The following is a 17,551-nucleotide window of genomic DNA, read 5'->3' as shown; positions in this document are numbered from 1 at the left end:
ATGGGCAGATATCGCTCCACCGGCAGAACGTCCTGGCGCGAAGCTAGGAGACAATGCGCGTCAAAGAGGAGAAACGATGCGCTTGCTGCACACCGCCGACTGGCACCTCGGGCGGATCTTCAACGCCCACAGCCTGATCGAGGATCAGGCCCACCTGCTGCGCGAGTTCGTCGCGCGCGTCCGCGACATCAAGCCCGACGCGGTGCTGATCGCCGGCGACGTCTATGACCGCGCCGTGCCCCCCGCCGACGCGGTTGCGCTGCTCGACGAGACGCTGTCCGATATCGTGCAGGGACTCGGCGTTCCGGTCGTCATGATCGCCGGCAATCACGACAGCGGCGAACGCCTCGGCTTCGGCGCGAAACTGCTCGCCGGACAAGGTCTGCATGTCGCTGGTCAGGCGGGCTCGCCCTTGAAGCTGAGGCTCGCCGATCGGCACGGCGAAGTCGATCTGTTCGCGCTGCCCTATGCGGAACCGGCCGTGGTCAGGTCCATCCACGGCAGCGAGAGCACGCTCGATCACGCCGCGGCGATGCGCCTTCAGCTCGACGCGATCCGCGGCCGCTCTGGGCGCGCCCGGCGCAGCGTGCTGCTCGCCCACGCTTTCGTTTCCGGCGGCGAGGAGAGCGAATCGGAGCGCCCTCTGTCGATAGGCGGCAGCGGCGCGGTTCCAGCCGAAGTCTTCAAGGGTTTCGACTATGTCGCACTGGGCCACCTGCATCAGGCCCAGAGCCTCGCGGCAGGACGGCTGCGCTACTCGGGCTCGCTGATGAAGTATTCGCTGTCCGAAGTCGCGCACGCAAAATCGGTTTCGCTCGTCGAACTCGACGAAGCCGGTTCCGTCTCGGTCGAGGCGATCGCGCTCCCGCCGCGGCGCGACCTGCGCGTGCTCGAAGGCTCGCTGGCCGAGCTGATCGAACGCGGACGCAGCGACCCCCATGCCGAAGATTATGTCCATGCCCGGCTCACCGACGCAGGCGCCTTGCTCGACCCGATGAGCCGGCTGCGCGAGCTCTACCCGAACGCGCTGTCGCTGGAGCGGCTGGTACTCGCGCGCAGCGGCGAAGGCAGCGCCCGCCGTGAAGCGCTGCGTCAGCTCGACACGAGCGCGCTTTTCGCGTCCTTCCTCAGCGACGTCGCGGACGAGGAGATGGATGACGCGCGACGCGCGGCTTTCGCTGAAGTGCTGCGCACGCTGGATCCGGAAGGCAGGTCGGCATGAGACCGCTCAAGATAAGGATGCAGGCCTTCGGACCTTTCGCCGGCAGCGAAATCGTCGATTTCACAAAACTGGGCGAACGCTCTTTCTTTCTGATCCACGGCCCGACCGGCGCCGGCAAGACGACTCTGCTTGACGCGCTGTGTTTCGCGCTCTACGGCGACACGTCGGGCGGCGAGCGCGACGCACGCGCAATGCGTTCGGACCACGCTGCGCCGGATCTCGCAACCGAAGTCGAACTCGAGTTCTCGCTTGGTGCCACACGCTACCGCGTCCTGCGCAGCCCGGCCCAGAGCCGGCCCAAGCTGCGCGGCGAAGGCCGGGTCGAAGTCGCCGCGAGCGCCGAGCTCTATGTTTGGAAGGACGAGGACTGGGCACCGCTCGTCCAGCAGAGCAACAAGGTCAGCGAGCGGGTTCGCGAGCTGATCGGTTTCGATGGCGCCCAGTTCCGCCAGCTGATCGTGCTGCCCCAGGGGCGCTTCCGCGAAGTGCTGAGCGCCGATTCGAAAGGCCGCCAGGCAATCATGGAGCGGCTGTTCCGCACCGAACTCTACTCGCGGGTGGAGCGCGCCTTGAAGGACGCTTCGTCCGGTCTGGTAAGCCAGGTCCAGCAGCTCAACGAGCAGCGTACAGGTATCCTGAACCAGGTTCAGGCGGATTCCGAAGCCGCGCTGGACGAAGCGCTCGCGGCGCGCTCGTCCGAGCTCTCCCGCGCCGAAACCGAGGAAAATGCCGCCCGCGAGTCGCTCGCCCAAGCCAGGGCCGCGCGGGAAGCCGGACGGCAGACCGCCCTTCTCTTCGCCGAACGCGATGCATCGGTTCAGGCCCACGCCGAACTCAATTCCCGCCGGGACGAAGAGATGGCGCGTTGCGCGCGGATAACGTTGGCCCGCCGGGCAGAGATTCTGCGCCCCCTCGATCAGCACCGAGCGCTCAGCCTCGCCGCGCAAAGCGCGAAAGCGGCGGAACTCGCACGCGCACAGAGCGCTGCACGCGAGGCCGATGCCGATGCGCAGAGCGCCAGACAGGCGCTCGCCGCCGAAGATGCGCGCGAGAGCGAACGCGAAGCGGCGCAGCGCCGAGTTACCGAACTGGAAGCCGCAAGCGACGCCTGGGCGAGATGGGACGAGGCCAGATCCGGACGCAGCAAGGCCGAGGAAGCCTTCAAGGTCGCGGAGAGCGGGCTGAGTGCGCTGCATACGGAACGCGATGCGCTGACGCAAGGCATCGAGCTTCAGCAGCAGGAACTGCTGGCCGAACAGACGCTCGCAGCAGGCGAAGCCACTCACCGGGCGCGCCACGAAGAACTCGATCGCCAGATCAGGCTTCTCGACGAACTCGGCGCCGCATCGCGCGCATGCTCTGAAGCCGGGCGGACTCTGGCCGAGTCCGAGACACAGCTCGCCGCGGCCAGTCAGACTTGCCTCGCCGCGCGCGCGGCGCGCACCCGCAGCGAGCGCGACTGGATCGCCGGCCAGGCCGCGCGGCTCGCCGCCCTGCTCGAAACGGGCTCGCCCTGTCCGGTCTGTGGCGGAAGGGATCACCCGGCCCCCGCCCATCGGGGCAGCGAAATCGTCAGCGACGAAGCGCTGGAGGCCGCGCGAAGCGCCGTCCTGACCGCCGAACTCGCCGAGCAGCGCGCCCGGGACACCCTGCAGCGAGCCCGAGCCGCGGATGATCAGGCCAAGGGCCGGCTCGCGCTGCTGACCGAGGCCTTGGGCGATGCCGCCCATATGAACGCCACGGCTTTACGCGAACAGGCCGAAGCCGCGAAACTCGCCTGGCAAGCCGCGCTGACCGCGACAGCAGAGATCGACGCGCGAGTGCTCCATCTCAAATCTGCAAACGACAGCTTGGCGCAGAAGGAGGAGCAGATCCGTGCTCAGGACGCACTGGCGATGCAGTGCCGCGCTCGCCTTGCCGACTGCGCGGGCCGGCTCGAAGCGGCGACAGCAGCCGTTCCCGAAACGCTGCGTGAGAGCGGAGCGCTGGACAAGGCAAGGCGCAAAGCGCTCGAAGAGAAAGCCACCCTGCTCGCCTCGCTCGCCGCCGCGCGAAGCCGGGAACAGCATGCCTCGGCCCGAAACGCCGCGCTCAATGCAACGCTCAATGCCGCGCAGAAAAACGTTGGGGAGGCGGCGACAACCGCCGGGCAGGCGCTTGCGGCCTTCGTCGCCGGACTCTCAGGCAACGGTTTTGCCGACGAAACCGTGTGGCGCGAAGCATTGATGGCGGATGACGCGCTGCTCGCGCTTGAAGAGCAGAGCGCCGCTTTCGGCAAGGCGCTCGCCGCCGCCGCGGATCGGGTCCGGCGCGCCACTGTCGCCGTCGCGGACAAGACTGCGCCGGACCTGGCCACCCAGGACGAAGCCTTGCGCGCCGCCGAACAACACGCAGCTGACGCGGCGAGCCGAAGCGCGAAGATCCGCCACGACAAGGAGGAGCTCGCACGCGCGAGCGGTAATCTCGTCGAGCTCGCCAGGCAGAGCAGCGAGATCGAAGCACGCTACGCAGTGCTCGGCCGGATGGCCGAGATCGCCAACGGCGCGAACCCACGGCGAATCAGCTTCCAGCGCTATGTGCTGGCGACGCTGCTCGATGAAGTGCTCGAAGCCGCGTCTGTGCGCCTCTTGAGAATGAGCCGCAGCCGCTATGCGCTGCAACGCATCACAAGCCAGGGAGATCTGCGCTCGGCCGGTGGCCTGGATCTCGAGGTCTTCGACCACCAGACCGGATGCTCACGGCCCGCGAACACGCTCTCCGGCGGCGAAGGCTTTCTCGCCTCGCTGTCGCTGGCTCTGGGCCTTGCCGACGTCGTCCAGTCGCGAACCGGTGGAATCCAGCTCGAAACGCTGTTTGTCGATGAAGGCTTCGGAACCCTAGATCCGGAGAGCCTGGACTTCGCGATTGACACCTTGATCGGCCTGCAGCAGGGCGGCCGGCTGGTCGGCATCATCAGCCACGTCGCCGAGCTCAAGGAGCGGATTGATACCCGGCTCGAAGTCAGACCGGGAGAGAAGGGAAGCCATATCGTCTTGATCCGTTGAACGGATACGGGGAGATCCACTGTCAAGCCCGAAACCCTGGTTCAGAAAAATGAACCAGAGGCTATGATCGGAGCCAAAGCTGCGTACTCATAACATCCAGAACGGACTCCCCGATGATCAAATCACTCCAACAAAAACTCATCCTGGCGATGGCGGCATTTGTCGCCTTGACCGGCCTGCTGATCGCCGGCAGCAGTTATCTGATTTCCGCAAAGCAACAGCAGCGCGACGCCGAAACCCAGATCCGCTCGGTCGGCACGATTCTCGGCGTGCACGTCGGCAACTGGCTCGGCGCGAAGGCGACCGTGCTGAACGCATTCCGCCCCATCCCGCACGACGCCACGCTTCCGGCCTACATAAGCTATGCGCGCGATGCGGGCGGCTTCGCAAACGTGTTCGTCGCCTACCCGGACGGCACGCAGGAGAACGCCAACAAGGTCGTCCTGCCGCCCGACAACAACGACCCGCGCAAATGGCACTGGTGGTCGCGCGCCCAGCAGCAACCGAGCGCCACCTTCGTCGAGATGCCTTCGGTCGCTGCAGCGACCCACTCCGCGGTGTCGAGCTTCGCCCACGCGGTGCTCATCGACGGACAGGTCGCTGGTGTCGTCGGCGCCGACGTCGAGATCTCCAGCATCATGGAGGAACTCAAGCGCACGGTGCTACCTGGCGACGGCTTCGCGTTCATCGTCAATCGCGAGGGTAAGATCTTCGCCCACGCCGATGCGAAGTACCTGAACCAGGACGCGAGCGCGCTGGGTGCGGCGCTGACGCCGGATCTGCTCGATTCGGCGCTGAAGACGCACGCGTTCAGCAAGCTCTCGCTCGACGGCCGTGACAAACTGCTCGCGGTCTTCCCGGTCGTCGGCACCGAGTTCAGCCTGGTCACGGTCAGCGACTCGGCGACGTTGCTGGCACCTCAGCGCGCACTGCTGTGGCAGATGGCCGGGATCCTGCTGATCCTGCTGATCCTGCTGATCGCGGCAAGCCTCGTCTTCCTGCGCAGCCAGCTCAAGGGCCTGTTCGCGGTCCGCGACGCGATGCGCGAGATCTCGCACGGCGAGGCGGACCTGAGCCAGCGCATCCCGGCTTTCGGCTCCGACGAAGTGGCCGAGACCGCCCAAGCCTTCAACCAGTTCGTCACCCAGCTCAACACGACCTTCCTGAACGTCCGCGACAAGGCCTTGCAGCTGACCGAAGGCGTCAGCTCGGTGCGCGACAGCGTCGAGCGCATCGCGCGCGAGACGGCCAGCATCTCCGACATTTCCAGCGCCAATGCGGCCTCGATCGAGGAAGTCTCGGTCAGCATCTCGGAGATAGCAGCCTCGACCAAGGAGACCGATGCCGTGGCGCACGAGACCGGCGAGCAGAGCCGGCAGAGCGCCGAGGCACTACAGGCCATCACCCGCGAGATGGCGCAGACCCATAGCAACGTCGAGGCGGTCACCGCGATTCTCGACACGCTCGCGCAGCGCTCGCAGCAGATCCGGACGATTACCGACGTGATCGGCGAGATCGCGAGCCAGACCAACCTGCTGGCGCTGAACGCGGCAATCGAGGCGGCGCGCGCCGGAGAGCAGGGACGCGGCTTCGCGGTCGTCGCCGACGAAGTCAGGAAGCTCGCCGAGCGGACCGGAAAAGCGACGGTCGAGATCACCGGCATGCTCGAAGCGATCGTCGAGGAGACCGGCAATGCCGCCGGTCACATGCAGGGCACGCTCGCCGCGGTCAGCGGCAATGCGCAGATGAGCACTGAGGCCGGAGAGCAGATGCTGGCGATGGCCGGCAGCATGCGCTCGGTGCTCGAGAAGATCGGCGATATCGCGCTCGCGACCAATGAGCAACGCGCCGCGACGACCGAGATGGGGCAGAGCACCGAGGCGATCAACATCCGGATCTCGCAGACCGATGCGGATCTGCAGGATGCGAGCTCCCGCCTCGAAGCGCTCAATAAGCTGGCCGGCTCGATCAGCGCCGACTTCGCGAAGTTCAAGCTGTAAGTCAAAACCCACTGTAGCCAACCCGGGATCCGGGCAGACCGGATCCCGTTTTTTCGCTCTTCACCCGAACTCACCCTTCAGACAAAGCCCTTGCGCAGGGAGTTATCCCGGCTGCCCACCCTGTCGCGCGGGGCACTGCAGCTCGGGAGCCGACGACCCTCCATTTGTTCTGTCCCCATTTATCAACCCGAACCGGGAAGTTCGAATATTTAATTTACTCCGACCCTGTTTTATTTTTCTTGAGCGCAGAAACCCCTCGCCCTATAGTGGCAAAGTTCCGGCCCAGAGCCGGCCTTGCGCGTTCGCGCGCCGCAAAGGGAGCTTCTCATGCAAAAGCGCCAGGGACTCTACGATCCCGCCAACGAACACGACGCCTGCGGCGTCGGCTTTGTCGCCCACATCAAGGGCAACAAAGGCCACGACATCATCGAGAACGGCCTGAAGATCCTCGAAAACCTGGATCACCGCGGCGCCGTGGGTGCCGATCCGCTGATGGGCGACGGGGCCGGCATCCTGATCCAGATCCCCGACCAGCTCTTCCGCGAAGAGATGGCTGCCCAGGGCGTGAAGCTGCCGCCTCCGGGCGAGTACGGCGTCGGCATGATCTTCCTGCCGAAGGAACACGCGTCCCGCCAAGCCTGCGAGCAGGAGCTCGAACGCGCGGTGCGCGCCGAAGGCCAGGTTCTGCTCGGCTGGCGCGACGTTCCGGTCGACCACGACATGCCGATGTCGCCAACCGTGCGCGCGAAGGAACCGGTGATCCGCCAGGTCTTCATCGGTCGCGGTCCGGACGTGATGGTGACCGAAGCGCTGGAGCGCAAGCTCTATGTGATCCGCAAGACGGTCAGCCACGCGATTCAGAACCTGGGGCTGAAGCACGGCAAGGAATACTATGTGCCGTCGATGTCGGCGCGCACCGTGATCTACAAGGGCCTGCTGCTCGCGAACCAGGTCGGCGTCTATTACAAGGATCTCGCCGATCCGCGCTGCGTCTCGGCCTTGGCCCTCGTGCACCAGCGTTTCTCGACCAACACTTTCCCCGAGTGGCAGCTCGCCCACCCCTACCGGATGGTCGCGCACAACGGCGAAATCAACACGGTCAAGGGCAACTTCAACTGGATGCGCGCGCGCGAAGGCGTGTTCAAGTCGGCCGTGCTCGGCGACGACCTGAAGAAGCTCTTCCCGATCACCTATGAAGGTCAGTCGGACACGGCGACTTTCGACAACTGCATCGAACTGCTGACGATGGCCGGCTACTCGCTCGCCCAGGCCGCGATGATGATGATCCCGGAAGCCTGGGAACAGCACACGCTGATGGACGAGAACCGCCGCGCCTTCTACGAGTACCACGCCGCAATGATGGAGCCGTGGGACGGCCCCGCCGCGATGGCCTTCACCGATGGCCGGCAGATCGGCGCAACGCTGGACCGCAACGGCCTGCGCCCGGCCCGTTACCTCGTCACCGACGACGACCTGGTCGTGATGGCCTCGGAAGCCGGCGTGCTGCCGATCCCGGAGAGCAAAATCGTCAAGAAGTGGCGTCTGCAGCCGGGCAAGATGTTCCTGATCGACATGGAAGCCGGCCGCATCATCGACGACAAGGAACTCAAGGACGCGCTTGCGAACGCGAAGCCTTACCGCGAGTGGATCAAGAGCATCCAGGTCAAGCTCGACGAGATCGCCTGCCCCGACGAAGCGGGCGCCGAAGCACACGCTTCGCTGCTCGACCGCCAGCAGGCCTTCGGCTACACGCAGGAAGACATCAAGTTCCTGATGACGCCGATGGCCAAGGCCGGCGAGGAAGCGATCGGCTCGATGGGCAACGACTCGCCTCTGGCCGTGATGTCGAACAAGGACAAGCCGCTCTACAGCTATTTCAAGCAGCTCTTCGCGCAGGTCACGAATCCGCCTATCGATTCGATCCGCGAACAGATGGTGATGTCGCTGGTGTCCTTCATCGGGCCGAAGCCAAACCTGCTCGACCTGAACAACATCAACCCGCCGATGCGCCTCGAAATCTCCCAGCCCGTGCTGGACTTCAAGGAGATGGCGAAGCTGCGCGAGATCGAGAAGTACACCGACAACAAGTTCAAATCCTATGAACTGTCGATCTGCTACCCGGTGGCCTGGGGCCGCGACGGCATCGAAGCACGCCTCGCCTCGCTGTGCGCCGAAGCCGAAGACGCAGTCAAATCCGGCTACACGGTGCTGATCGTCTCCGACCGCAAGATCGATGCACAGAACGTCGCGATCCCGGCCCTGCTGGCGACTTCGGCGATCCACCAGCACCTGGTCGCGAAGGGCCTGCGCACCGCGACCGGCCTCGTCGTCGAGACCGGAAGCGCGCGCGAAACCCACCACATCGCGCTGCTCGCCGGCTATGGCGCGGAGGCCGTCCACCCCTATCTGGCGATGGAGACGCTGCGTGAAATCGCCAAGGATCTGCCCGGCATCACGGCCGAAGAGGCGATCAAGCACTACATCAAGGCGGTCGGCAAGGGTCTGAACAAGGTCATGGCCAAGATGGGCATCTCGACCTACATGTCCTACTGTGGCGCGCAGATCTTCGAAGCGATCGGCCTGAACTCGGATCTGGTCAACAAGTACTTCAAGGGCACCTCCTCGAACGTCGAAGGCATCGGCATCTTCGAAGTCGCCGAGGAAGCGCTGCGCCTGCACGGCCAGGCCTTCGGCGCCGACCCGCTGCTCGAAAACGCGCTTGACGCGGGCGGCGAGTACGCGTTCCGCGCCCGCGGCGAAGAGCACATGTGGACGCCGGACGCGATCGCGAAGCTTCAGCATTCGACCCGTTCGGGCAGCTTCCAGAACTACAAGGAATACGCGCAGATCATCAACGACCAGAGCCGCCGGCACATGACGCTGCGCGGTCTGTTCGAGTTCAGGATCGATCCGTCCCGGGCTGTGCCGCTCGAAGAAGTCGAACCGGCCACCGAGATCGTCAAGCGCTTCGCAACCGGCGCGATGTCGCTCGGCTCGATCTCGACCGAAGCGCACGCGACGCTGGCGATCGCGATGAACCGGATCGGTGGCAAGTCGAACACCGGCGAAGGCGGCGAGGACGAGAAGCGCTACAAGAACGAGATGAAGGGCATCTTCATCAAGAAGGGTGAATCGTTCAAGAGCATCATCGGCGATGAGCTGATCGAAGCCGACACGGTGCTCGAAGAAGGCGATTCGCTGCGCTCGAAGATCAAGCAGGTCGCCTCGGGCCGCTTCGGCGTCACCGCCGAGTACCTCTCGTCGGCGGACCAGATCCAGATCAAGATGGCCCAGGGCGCCAAGCCCGGTGAAGGCGGCCAGCTGCCCGGCGGCAAGGTCTCGAAGTACATCGGCCGCCTGCGCTTCTCGGTGCCCGGCGTCGGTCTGATCTCGCCCCCGCCCCACCACGACATCTACTCGATCGAAGACCTCGCGCAGCTGATCCACGATCTGAAGAACGTGAATCCGCGCGCCAGCATCTCGGTCAAGCTGGTCTCCGAAGTCGGCGTTGGCACCGTCGCCGCCGGCGTCTCGAAGTGCAAGGCCGACCACGTCGTGATCTCGGGCGCCGATGGCGGGACCGGCGCTTCGCCGCTGTCGTCGATCAAGCACGCCGGCTCCTGCTGGGAACTGGGCCTCGCCGAGACCCAGCAGACCCTGGTGCTGAACGGTCTGCGCAGCCGCATCGTCGTCCAGGCCGACGGCCAGATGAAGACCGGTCGCGACGTCGCGATCGCCGCGCTGCTCGGCGCCGAAGAGTTCGGTTTCGCGACCGCGCCTCTGGTCGTCGAAGGCTGCATCATGATGCGCAAGTGCCACCTGAACACCTGCCCGGTCGGCGTCGCGACCCAGGATCCGGAGCTGCGCAAGAAGTTCACCGGCAAGCCCGAGAACGTGGTCCGCTACTTCTTCTTCGTCGCCGAGGAAGTGCGCGAGATCATGGCTCAGCTCGGCTTCCGCAAGGTCGAGGAAATGATCGGCCGCGCCGACCTGCTCGACAAGAAGAAGGCCATCTCGCACTGGAAGGCTCAAGGCCTGGACTTCAGCAAGATCTTCCTGATCCCCGACGCCGGCAAGGATGTGCCGCGCCGCTGCATCGCGGCCCAGGATCACGCGCTCGAAAAAGCGCTCGATCTGAAGCTGATCGAACAGGCCAAACCGGCCCTGGAGAACGGCGAGCGGGTCTCCTTCATCTCGCCGATCCGCAACGTCAACCGCTCGGTCGGCGCGATGCTGTCCGGCGAAGTCGCGCTGCGCCACGGCCACACCGGCCTGCCCGAGGATACGATCCACATCCAGCTGACCGGCACGGCCGGGCAGAGCTTCGGCGCCTTCCTGGCCCATGGCGTGACGCTGGACTTGGTCGGCGACGGCAACGACTATGTCGGCAAGGGCCTCGCCGGTGGCCGCGTCATCGTGCGCAGCCCCAACGACTTCCGCGGCTTCGGTCCCGAGCACATCATCATCGGCAACACCGCGCTCTACGGCGCGACCGGCGGCGAAGCGTACTTCAACGGCGTCGGCGGCGAGCGCTTCGCGGTCCGCAACTCGGGCGCGGCGGCGGTCGTCGAAGGCTGTGGCGACCACGGCTGCGAGTACATGACCGGCGGCACCGTCGTCGTGCTCGGCGAGACCGGGCGCAACTTCGCAGCCGGCATGTCGGGCGGCGTCGCCTATGTCTATGACCCGAACGGCACGTTCGCGAGCCGCGCCAATCTGACGATGGTCGATGTCGAAGCCCTGCAGGAAAGCGCCGTGCAGCAGGCGAACTCCAGCCCCGTCGAATGGCATTCGCTCAAGCGCGGAGCCGAGCAGCAGACCGACGAAGCGATCCTGCGCCAGCTGATCGAGCACCACTTCCGCTATACGGGAAGCTTCCAGGCCAAGACCCTGCTCGAAAACTGGAAACAGACCCGTTCCGCCTTCGTCAAGGTGATGCCGAAGGAATACCGCCGTGCGCTCAAGGAAATGGCGGCCGCTGCCGCCTCCGCGACCGCCGCCTGATCAAGAACCGGAGAAAACGAAAATGGGTAAAGTCACCGGATTCAAGGAATATGCGCGCGTCGAGGAAGGCCACGAAGCCACCGAAACCCGCGTCAAGCACTTCAAGGAGTTCACGCTCCACCTGACGGATGAAGAGGCGAAGATCCAGGGCGCGCGCTGCATGGACTGCGGCACGCCGTTCTGCAACAACGGCTGTCCGATCAACAACATCATCCCGGACTTCAACGATCTCGTTTATCAGCAGGACTGGAAGAGCGCGATCGAAGTGCTGCACTCGACGAACAACTTCCCGGAGTTCACGGGCCGCATCTGCCCGGCCCCCTGCGAAGCGGCCTGCACGCTGGGCATCAATGAAGCGCCGGTCGGCATCAAGTCAATCGAGCACGCGATCATCGACAAGGCCTGGGAAAACGGCTGGGTTCAGCCCAAGCCCGCCGAGCGCAAGACCGGCAAGAAGGTTGCCGTCATCGGCTCGGGTCCCGCCGGACTCGCCGCGGCCCAGCAGCTCGCGCGCGCCGGCCACGACGTAACCGTGTTCGAGAAGAACTCCCGCCTCGGCGGCCTGCTGCGTTACGGCATCCCCGACTTCAAGCTCGACAAGGGCAACATCGATCGCCGCGTCGAGCAGATGAAGGCCGAAGGCGTCGTGTTCAAGACCGGCACCTATGTCGGCAAAGGGGCACTCCCCCACGGAGTCGGCTCGGATGCGAAGACCAAGCTCGATCCGGCCCAGGTGCTGGCCGAATTCGACGCGGTCGTTCTCGCCGGCGGTTCAGAAGTACCGCGCGATCTCGCCATCCCTGGCCGCGAACTCGACGGCGTGCATTTCGCGATGGAGTTCCTGCCCCAGCAGAACAAGGTCAATGCCGGCGACAAACTCAAGGAGCAGATCAAGGCAGGCGGCAAGCACGTCGTCGTGATCGGCGGCGGTGACACCGGCTCCGACTGCGTCGGCACGTCGAACCGCCAGGGTGCGAAGAGCGTGACCCAGCTCGAACTGCTGCCCAAGCCACCGGTTCAGGAGGACAAGGCGCTGACCTGGCCGTACTGGCCGAACAAGCTGCGCACGTCGAGCTCGCACGAGGAAGGTTGCGTGCGCGAGTGGGCTATCACGACCAAGGAATTCCGCGGCGAGAACGGCAAGCTCAAGTCTCTCGTGACGGCCCGCGTCGAGTGGTCCAAGGATGAAAAGACTGGCCAGTTCAAGATGAGCGAAGTCGCCGGCTCCGAGCAGGAGATCCCGGCCGAGCTCGCCTTCCTCGCGATGGGCTTCGTCCATCCGGTCGGCTCGGTTCTCGAAGCCTTCGGCGTCGAAAAAGACGCTCGCGGCAATATCCGCGCCGCGACCGATGGCGATGAAGCCTATGCGACCAACGTAGCCAAGGTCTTCACCGCCGGCGACATGCGCCGCGGACAGTCGCTGGTGGTCTGGGCGATCCGCGAAGGTCGCCAAGCCGCTCAAGCCGTCGACAAATACCTGATGGGAGAGAGCCTCCTTCCCCGTTAAGGGGCGGCGGATCGCCCAAGGGCGAGGGCGAGTGGACCAACGCGGGCCGACCGGCCCGCTCAGACGAAGGTCGCCAAGCCGCTCAAGCCGTCGACAAATACCTGATGGGAGAGAGCCTCCTTCCCCGTTAAGGGGCGGCGGATCGTCCAAGGGCGAGGGCGAGTGCGGGGTTTCGCGAAACACTGTTTCGCGCCGCACGAGCCGGCCCGGTGTGCAAACCGGGCCGTGGAACGAGTGGACCAACGCGGGCCGACCGGCCCGCTCAGGCGAAGCCCGCCAAGCCGCTCAAGCCGTTCCCCTCACGCCTGCGCATCGCAAGATGCGCAGGCGTTTCTTTTGATCGGAGCTCGGGCCGGATCAAACGTGCCGCGATGCCATGCGTATAGAATGAAACTTCCTTCTCCGGGGAATGACATGCGGAAAGATCTGGTCCGGCCTCAGCTCTGGCTCGCCCTGGGCCTGCTCCTGATGACTCTGGCCTTGCCGGCCCGAGCCGTTCTGGTTGTGACCTACCGCACTCCGGAAAGCCCCGTCGACCACCGCTACGACTACGACAACGCGGTTCTGCGCCTCGCTCTTGAAAAAACCCGCAAGGAGTACGGAGACTTCCTGCTTCAGGCCAGCCCGCCGATGAACTTTTCGCGGGCGATCCAGGATGCCCGCAGCAAGACCTATCCAAACTTCTTCATCAAACTCAGCTACGAGGACAGGTTCGCAGATCTGGGTCTCACCTATGCCCGTTTCCCCATCGACCTCGGCATCGTCGGCTATCGCGTCTGTTTCGTCCGCCCCGAGCTGAAGCCCAGACTCGCCGCGACGCGCACGCTCGCAGAACTGAAGAGTTTCAGCCATGGACAAGGGCTGGGCTGGGCGGATGCGCAGATACTCACCGCCAACGGCTTCACGGTCCAGCAGGTCAGCGACTACGAGAACCTGTTCAAAATGGTCGCTGCCGGCCGCTTCGACCTCTTCTGCCGTGGCGCCAATGAACTGCTCGAGGAATATCAGGCGCACCGGAGCCTCCCCCGGCTGGACTTTGACTCGTCCTTCGCGATCGTCTATCCCTTGCCGCGTTTCTTCTACTCTCATTCATCGAACAGGGTCGCACTCACGCGCGTGACCCGGGGGCTTGAGATCGCCTATCAGGACGGCTCACTGCAGCAGCTCTGGCGCGAGAAATACCAAGCGAGCATAGAGTTCGCGAAACTGAAGACTCGCCGCATCTTCCGGATCGACAACCCACTGATCCGGAAGATCGATTTCGACTTCCGCAAGTACGATTTCGATCCCACCGGGCGCTGACGGGTCAGGCGCAGGAGATGTCTTCCTGAAAGAGACGTATGGAAGCAAAGCTCAGACACTCTCTGCATGCATTCGCGCTTGCCTGCTTTCTGGCCAGCTTCGCGCAGCAGGCGGCTGCGCAGATGGTGTTCACCTACCAGCAAGCCGAGAGCCGGAAGGACAGGCGCTTCGACTACGACACCGCAGTCCTGCGCCTCGCGCTCGAAAAGACCCGCAAGGAATATGGCGGCTTCCGTCTCCAGCCCAGTCCGCCGATGAACCGCGCCCGGGCGATCGCGGACGCCAGCAGCCGGGCCTATCCGAACTTCTTCGTCAAACTCAGCTATTCGGACAACCTCGCTGGCAAGGGCCTTGCCTACGCGCGTTTCCCCATCGACCGCGGCATCGTCGACTACCGGATCTGCTTCGTCCGCTCCGAACTCAAAGAAAGGCTCGCGGCGACGAGCACGCTCGTCGAGCTCAAGCGCTACTCGCATGGCCAGGGCATAGGCTGGGCCGATGTGGACATCCTCAGAGCCAACGGTTTCACGGTTCAGCAGGTCAGCGACTACGAGAGCCTTTTCAGAATGGTCGCCGCCGGCCGCTTCGACCTTTTCTGCCGCGGCGTCAACGAGATCCTCGACGAGTACCGCCTGCACCGGGACATCCCGCATCTTGACTACGATTCGAGCTTTGCGCTCGTCTATCCGCTGCCGCGCTTTCTCTTCACGAGCGCAGCGAACAAGGCCGCCCTCGCGCGCGTGAGCCGGGGCCTGCAGATCGCCTATCAGGACGGCTCTCTGCAAGCGCTGTGGCTCAGGCAATACCAGCCGAGCATCGAGTTCGCAAAGCTGAAGACCCGCCGCCTCTTCCGCCTCGACAACCCACTGATCCACAGCATCGACTTCGATTTCCACAAATACGATTTCGACCCGCTCAAGAACTGAGCCCTGCAGCGCAATTTCAACAGGGATGGGTTCGCCGACAAAGTAAGACAATCGTCACCCTGAAGGCATTCTCGCAAGGGGACGGCGATGGGCATGGTTCTGGGAAGAGACAAGCGAGGGCGTCGGCTTGCCGCCCAGCTCTTCGTCTGGGTTTCGCTGGCGATCGTGCTCTACCCGCTGCTGAGGATGATTCTGTTCTCGCTCTTCGACAGCCGCTTCTTCCGTCTGGACTCTTGGCCCAGGCTGACGCTCAGGCACTGGCAGGCCGGCCTGGGCCTTCCCCACCTGAGCCGCCGCGGCGTGATGATCCCGGCGCACCATGAACTCTGGCTGTGGATTGGCAATTCGCTGAAGGTCGCCGGCATCACTGCGCTCGCTTCGACGCTGGTCGCGCTGAGCACCGCCTACGCCTTCGCGAGGCTGAGCTTTGGCGGACGCTACTGGCTGGATCGGGCGCTCTTCATGGGTCAGATGTTCCCCAGCCTGCTGCTGGTCGTCGCCTTCTACACGCTGTTCGACCAGCTCGGCGAATATGTGCCCATGCTCGGCTTGGACACCCACGGCGGGCTGATTCTGGCCCTTTTCGGACAGACCTCGCTCGGCATGATCTGGGCCTTCAAGGGCTTTTTCGCCGAACTGCCGAAGGAGATCGAAGAAGCGGCCAGCATAGACGGGGCCTCGGACTGGCAGATCTTCTGGCGCATCGCGCTGCCGCTCGCCCGCCCGATGATCGCGGTGATGGTCACACTGACGATGACCGGCCTGATGTACGAGCCGATGCTCAGCTCGGCGCTGCTGACGAGTTCGGACAAGGCGACGATCGCGACCGGGCTGATGCAGTATTCGAGCAAGATCGGCGAACGTTCGATGGGAGGCGAGACCGAGCTGGGCGATCTCGCCGCGGTCAATCTCTTCGTCTCCCTGCCCTGCATCGCGGTCTTCCTGTTCGCCCAGCGCTGGATGGAGAGCACGCTCAACGGCGCGGTGAAGGCCTGACATGGAATCGACCCGAAATCTTCCGCTGCCCGGGATCCGGCTTTCGGACCTCGCCGGCTGGCTCGCCGGAGGGCTTGCGGCCGCTCTCTCGCTCTATCTGTGCCAGCGCATCTACGCCTCGGGTCAGATCCTGATCGCCGCACTGGCGATGCTCACGCTGGCCGCCAGCGCGATCGTCTTCTGCCTGCCGAAGACCCGGGTCTGGCGCTTCGTGCTGCCCGGCATCTTCGCGGCTGTCGCCTTCATCGTTTTCCCTATCGTCTACACGGTCCGGATCAGCTTCACGAACTACAGCTTCGGCCACATGCTCAGCTTCGAGGGGGCGACCGCTTTCCTGCTCGACCAGAGCTATCTGCCCGAGGGCGGTCAGCGTTACGGCTTCACGCTGCTGCGGGAGGGTGGCCGCTACCGGATCGAAATCGAGGACGAGAACGGTGCGCGACTCGGCTCGACCCCCTTCGCACTCCCCTCTCCGGGCAAGCTTCTCCCGCTCGACGTCGAGCCGATCGACCGGCCGCAGGGGCTCAGCGTCGTCGACACGCAAACCGTCGTCGCCCATCTCGACGCGCTGAAGACGCTGCGCCTGCGACTGCCGCACGGGCCTGTCCTGCGCCTGGCGGGCCTGAACCACTTCGATGCCGCGCTTCCCCAGTACCGCCGCGAAGCGGGCGACCTCATCAACCTGCAGACCGGCGAGAGGCTGCACCCGAACTTCACGACCGGCTTCTACGAGAACCCCGACGGCCGGGTGGTCACGCCTGGCTTCAAGACCACCGTGGGCTGGAGCGAATACCGCGAGCTGCTCTTCGGCCCGACCCTGAGCGGCCCGGTCGCACAGATCTTCATCTGGAACGTCTGCTTCTCGGCGCTGACCGTCGCAATCTCGTTCGCGATCGGGCTGGGCCTCGCCGTGCTGCTGAACTGGGAGGGGCTGGCCGGACGCAAGCTCTATAAGACGCTCTATTTCCTGCCCTCGGCGATTCCTCTGGTGATCAGTTCGGTGATCCTCAAAGGCCTGTTCGATCGCCAGAGCGGCGAGATCAACCTGCTGCTGAACCTGATGTTCGGGATCCGCCTGGACTGGTTCCAGGATCTGGACTGGGCGCGACTGATGGTTCTGATCGTCAGCAGCTGGCTGAGCTTTCCCTACTTCCTGATGATGAGCATGGGAATGATCAAGGCGATCCCGCCCGAGCTCTACGAGGCGTCGGCGCTGGCCGGCGCGAGCCCGCTCGACAATCTGCGCCACATCACCTGGCCCATGGTCCGCCGCCCCTTCGTGCCGCTGCTGATCGCGTCCTTTACCTTCAACTTCAACAACGCTGCGCTGATCACGCTGCTGACCCGGGGCGGGCCGGCTTTCGCCGACTCGCAGGTCGACGCCGGGGCAACCGACCTGCTGGTCTCCTTCACCTATGCGCAGACGATGCGCAACGGCGCCAACTTCGGTCTGGGCGCGGCGCTGTCGGTCCTGCTCTTCATCGTCGTCGGCGCCCTCGCCTGGGCAAGCCTGCGCTTCTCGGAAAAGTACATGCTCGAGCAGCCCTGAG

The 17,551-nt window shown here is 64.7% G+C and carries 9 protein-coding genes; all 9 read left to right on the top strand.

The genetic code is table 11. From position 1 onward, the window contains the following. Window positions 1–76 precede the first annotated feature (76 nt). The 9 genes from ACHFB9_RS00910 to malF all read left to right on the top strand — a co-directional run bounded on the left by ACHFB9_RS00910 (window position 77) and on the right by malF (window position 17,550). Entirely contained in the window at window positions 77–1,222 is a 1,146-nt protein-coding gene (locus tag ACHFB9_RS00910) for an exonuclease SbcCD subunit D (RefSeq protein WP_417069096.1), read from the top strand. Beyond that, window positions 1,219–4,266 carry an AAA family ATPase gene (locus ACHFB9_RS00905; RefSeq protein ID WP_417069095.1) on the top strand — a complete coding sequence of 1,016 codons (3,048 nt, stop codon included), beginning with the start codon at window positions 1,219–1,221 and terminating at the stop codon, window positions 4,264–4,266. Before ACHFB9_RS00910 ends, ACHFB9_RS00905 begins: the two co-directional genes overlap by 4 nt. A gap of 113 nt (window positions 4,267–4,379) precedes the next feature. Then, window positions 4,380–6,266 carry a methyl-accepting chemotaxis protein gene (locus ACHFB9_RS00900; protein WP_417069094.1) on the top strand — a complete coding sequence of 629 codons (1,887 nt, stop codon included), beginning with the start codon at window positions 4,380–4,382 and terminating at the stop codon, window positions 6,264–6,266. A 327-nt stretch (window positions 6,267–6,593) separates the two neighbouring features. After that, window positions 6,594–11,270: a glutamate synthase-related protein gene (locus ACHFB9_RS00895; protein WP_417069093.1), complete on the top strand. Its 4,677-nt coding sequence runs from the start codon at window positions 6,594–6,596 to the stop codon at window positions 11,268–11,270. A gap of 22 nt (window positions 11,271–11,292) precedes the next feature. Continuing rightward, window positions 11,293–12,777, top strand: a complete 1,485-nt coding sequence (locus tag ACHFB9_RS00890) for a glutamate synthase subunit beta (RefSeq protein ID WP_417069092.1) — start codon at window positions 11,293–11,295, stop codon at window positions 12,775–12,777. A gap of 414 nt (window positions 12,778–13,191) precedes the next feature. Beyond that, entirely contained in the window at window positions 13,192–14,079 is an 888-nt protein-coding gene (locus ACHFB9_RS00885; RefSeq protein ID WP_417069091.1) for a hypothetical protein, read from the top strand. A gap of 38 nt (window positions 14,080–14,117) precedes the next feature. Beyond that, window positions 14,118–15,005 carry a hypothetical protein gene (locus ACHFB9_RS00880; protein ID WP_417069090.1) on the top strand — a complete coding sequence of 296 codons (888 nt, stop codon included), beginning with the start codon at window positions 14,118–14,120 and terminating at the stop codon, window positions 15,003–15,005. A 93-nt stretch (window positions 15,006–15,098) separates the two neighbouring features. Beyond that, on the top strand, window positions 15,099–16,001 hold the full coding sequence (locus ACHFB9_RS00875; protein ID WP_417069089.1) for an ABC transporter permease subunit: 903 nt from the start codon (window positions 15,099–15,101) through the stop codon (window positions 15,999–16,001). Between the two features lies 1 nt (window position 16,002). Further along, window positions 16,003–17,550 (top strand): maltose ABC transporter permease MalF, encoded by a 1,548-nt coding sequence (gene malF / locus ACHFB9_RS00870; RefSeq protein ID WP_417069088.1) that lies wholly within the window; start codon window positions 16,003–16,005, stop codon window positions 17,548–17,550. The last annotated feature ends 1 nt before the right edge of the window (window position 17,551 follow it).

Source organism: Niveibacterium terrae, from assembly GCF_048213115.1.
GTDB lineage: Bacteria > Pseudomonadota > Gammaproteobacteria > Burkholderiales > Rhodocyclaceae > Niveibacterium > Niveibacterium terrae.
This window is presented reverse-complemented; position numbering and strand designations above follow the sequence as displayed.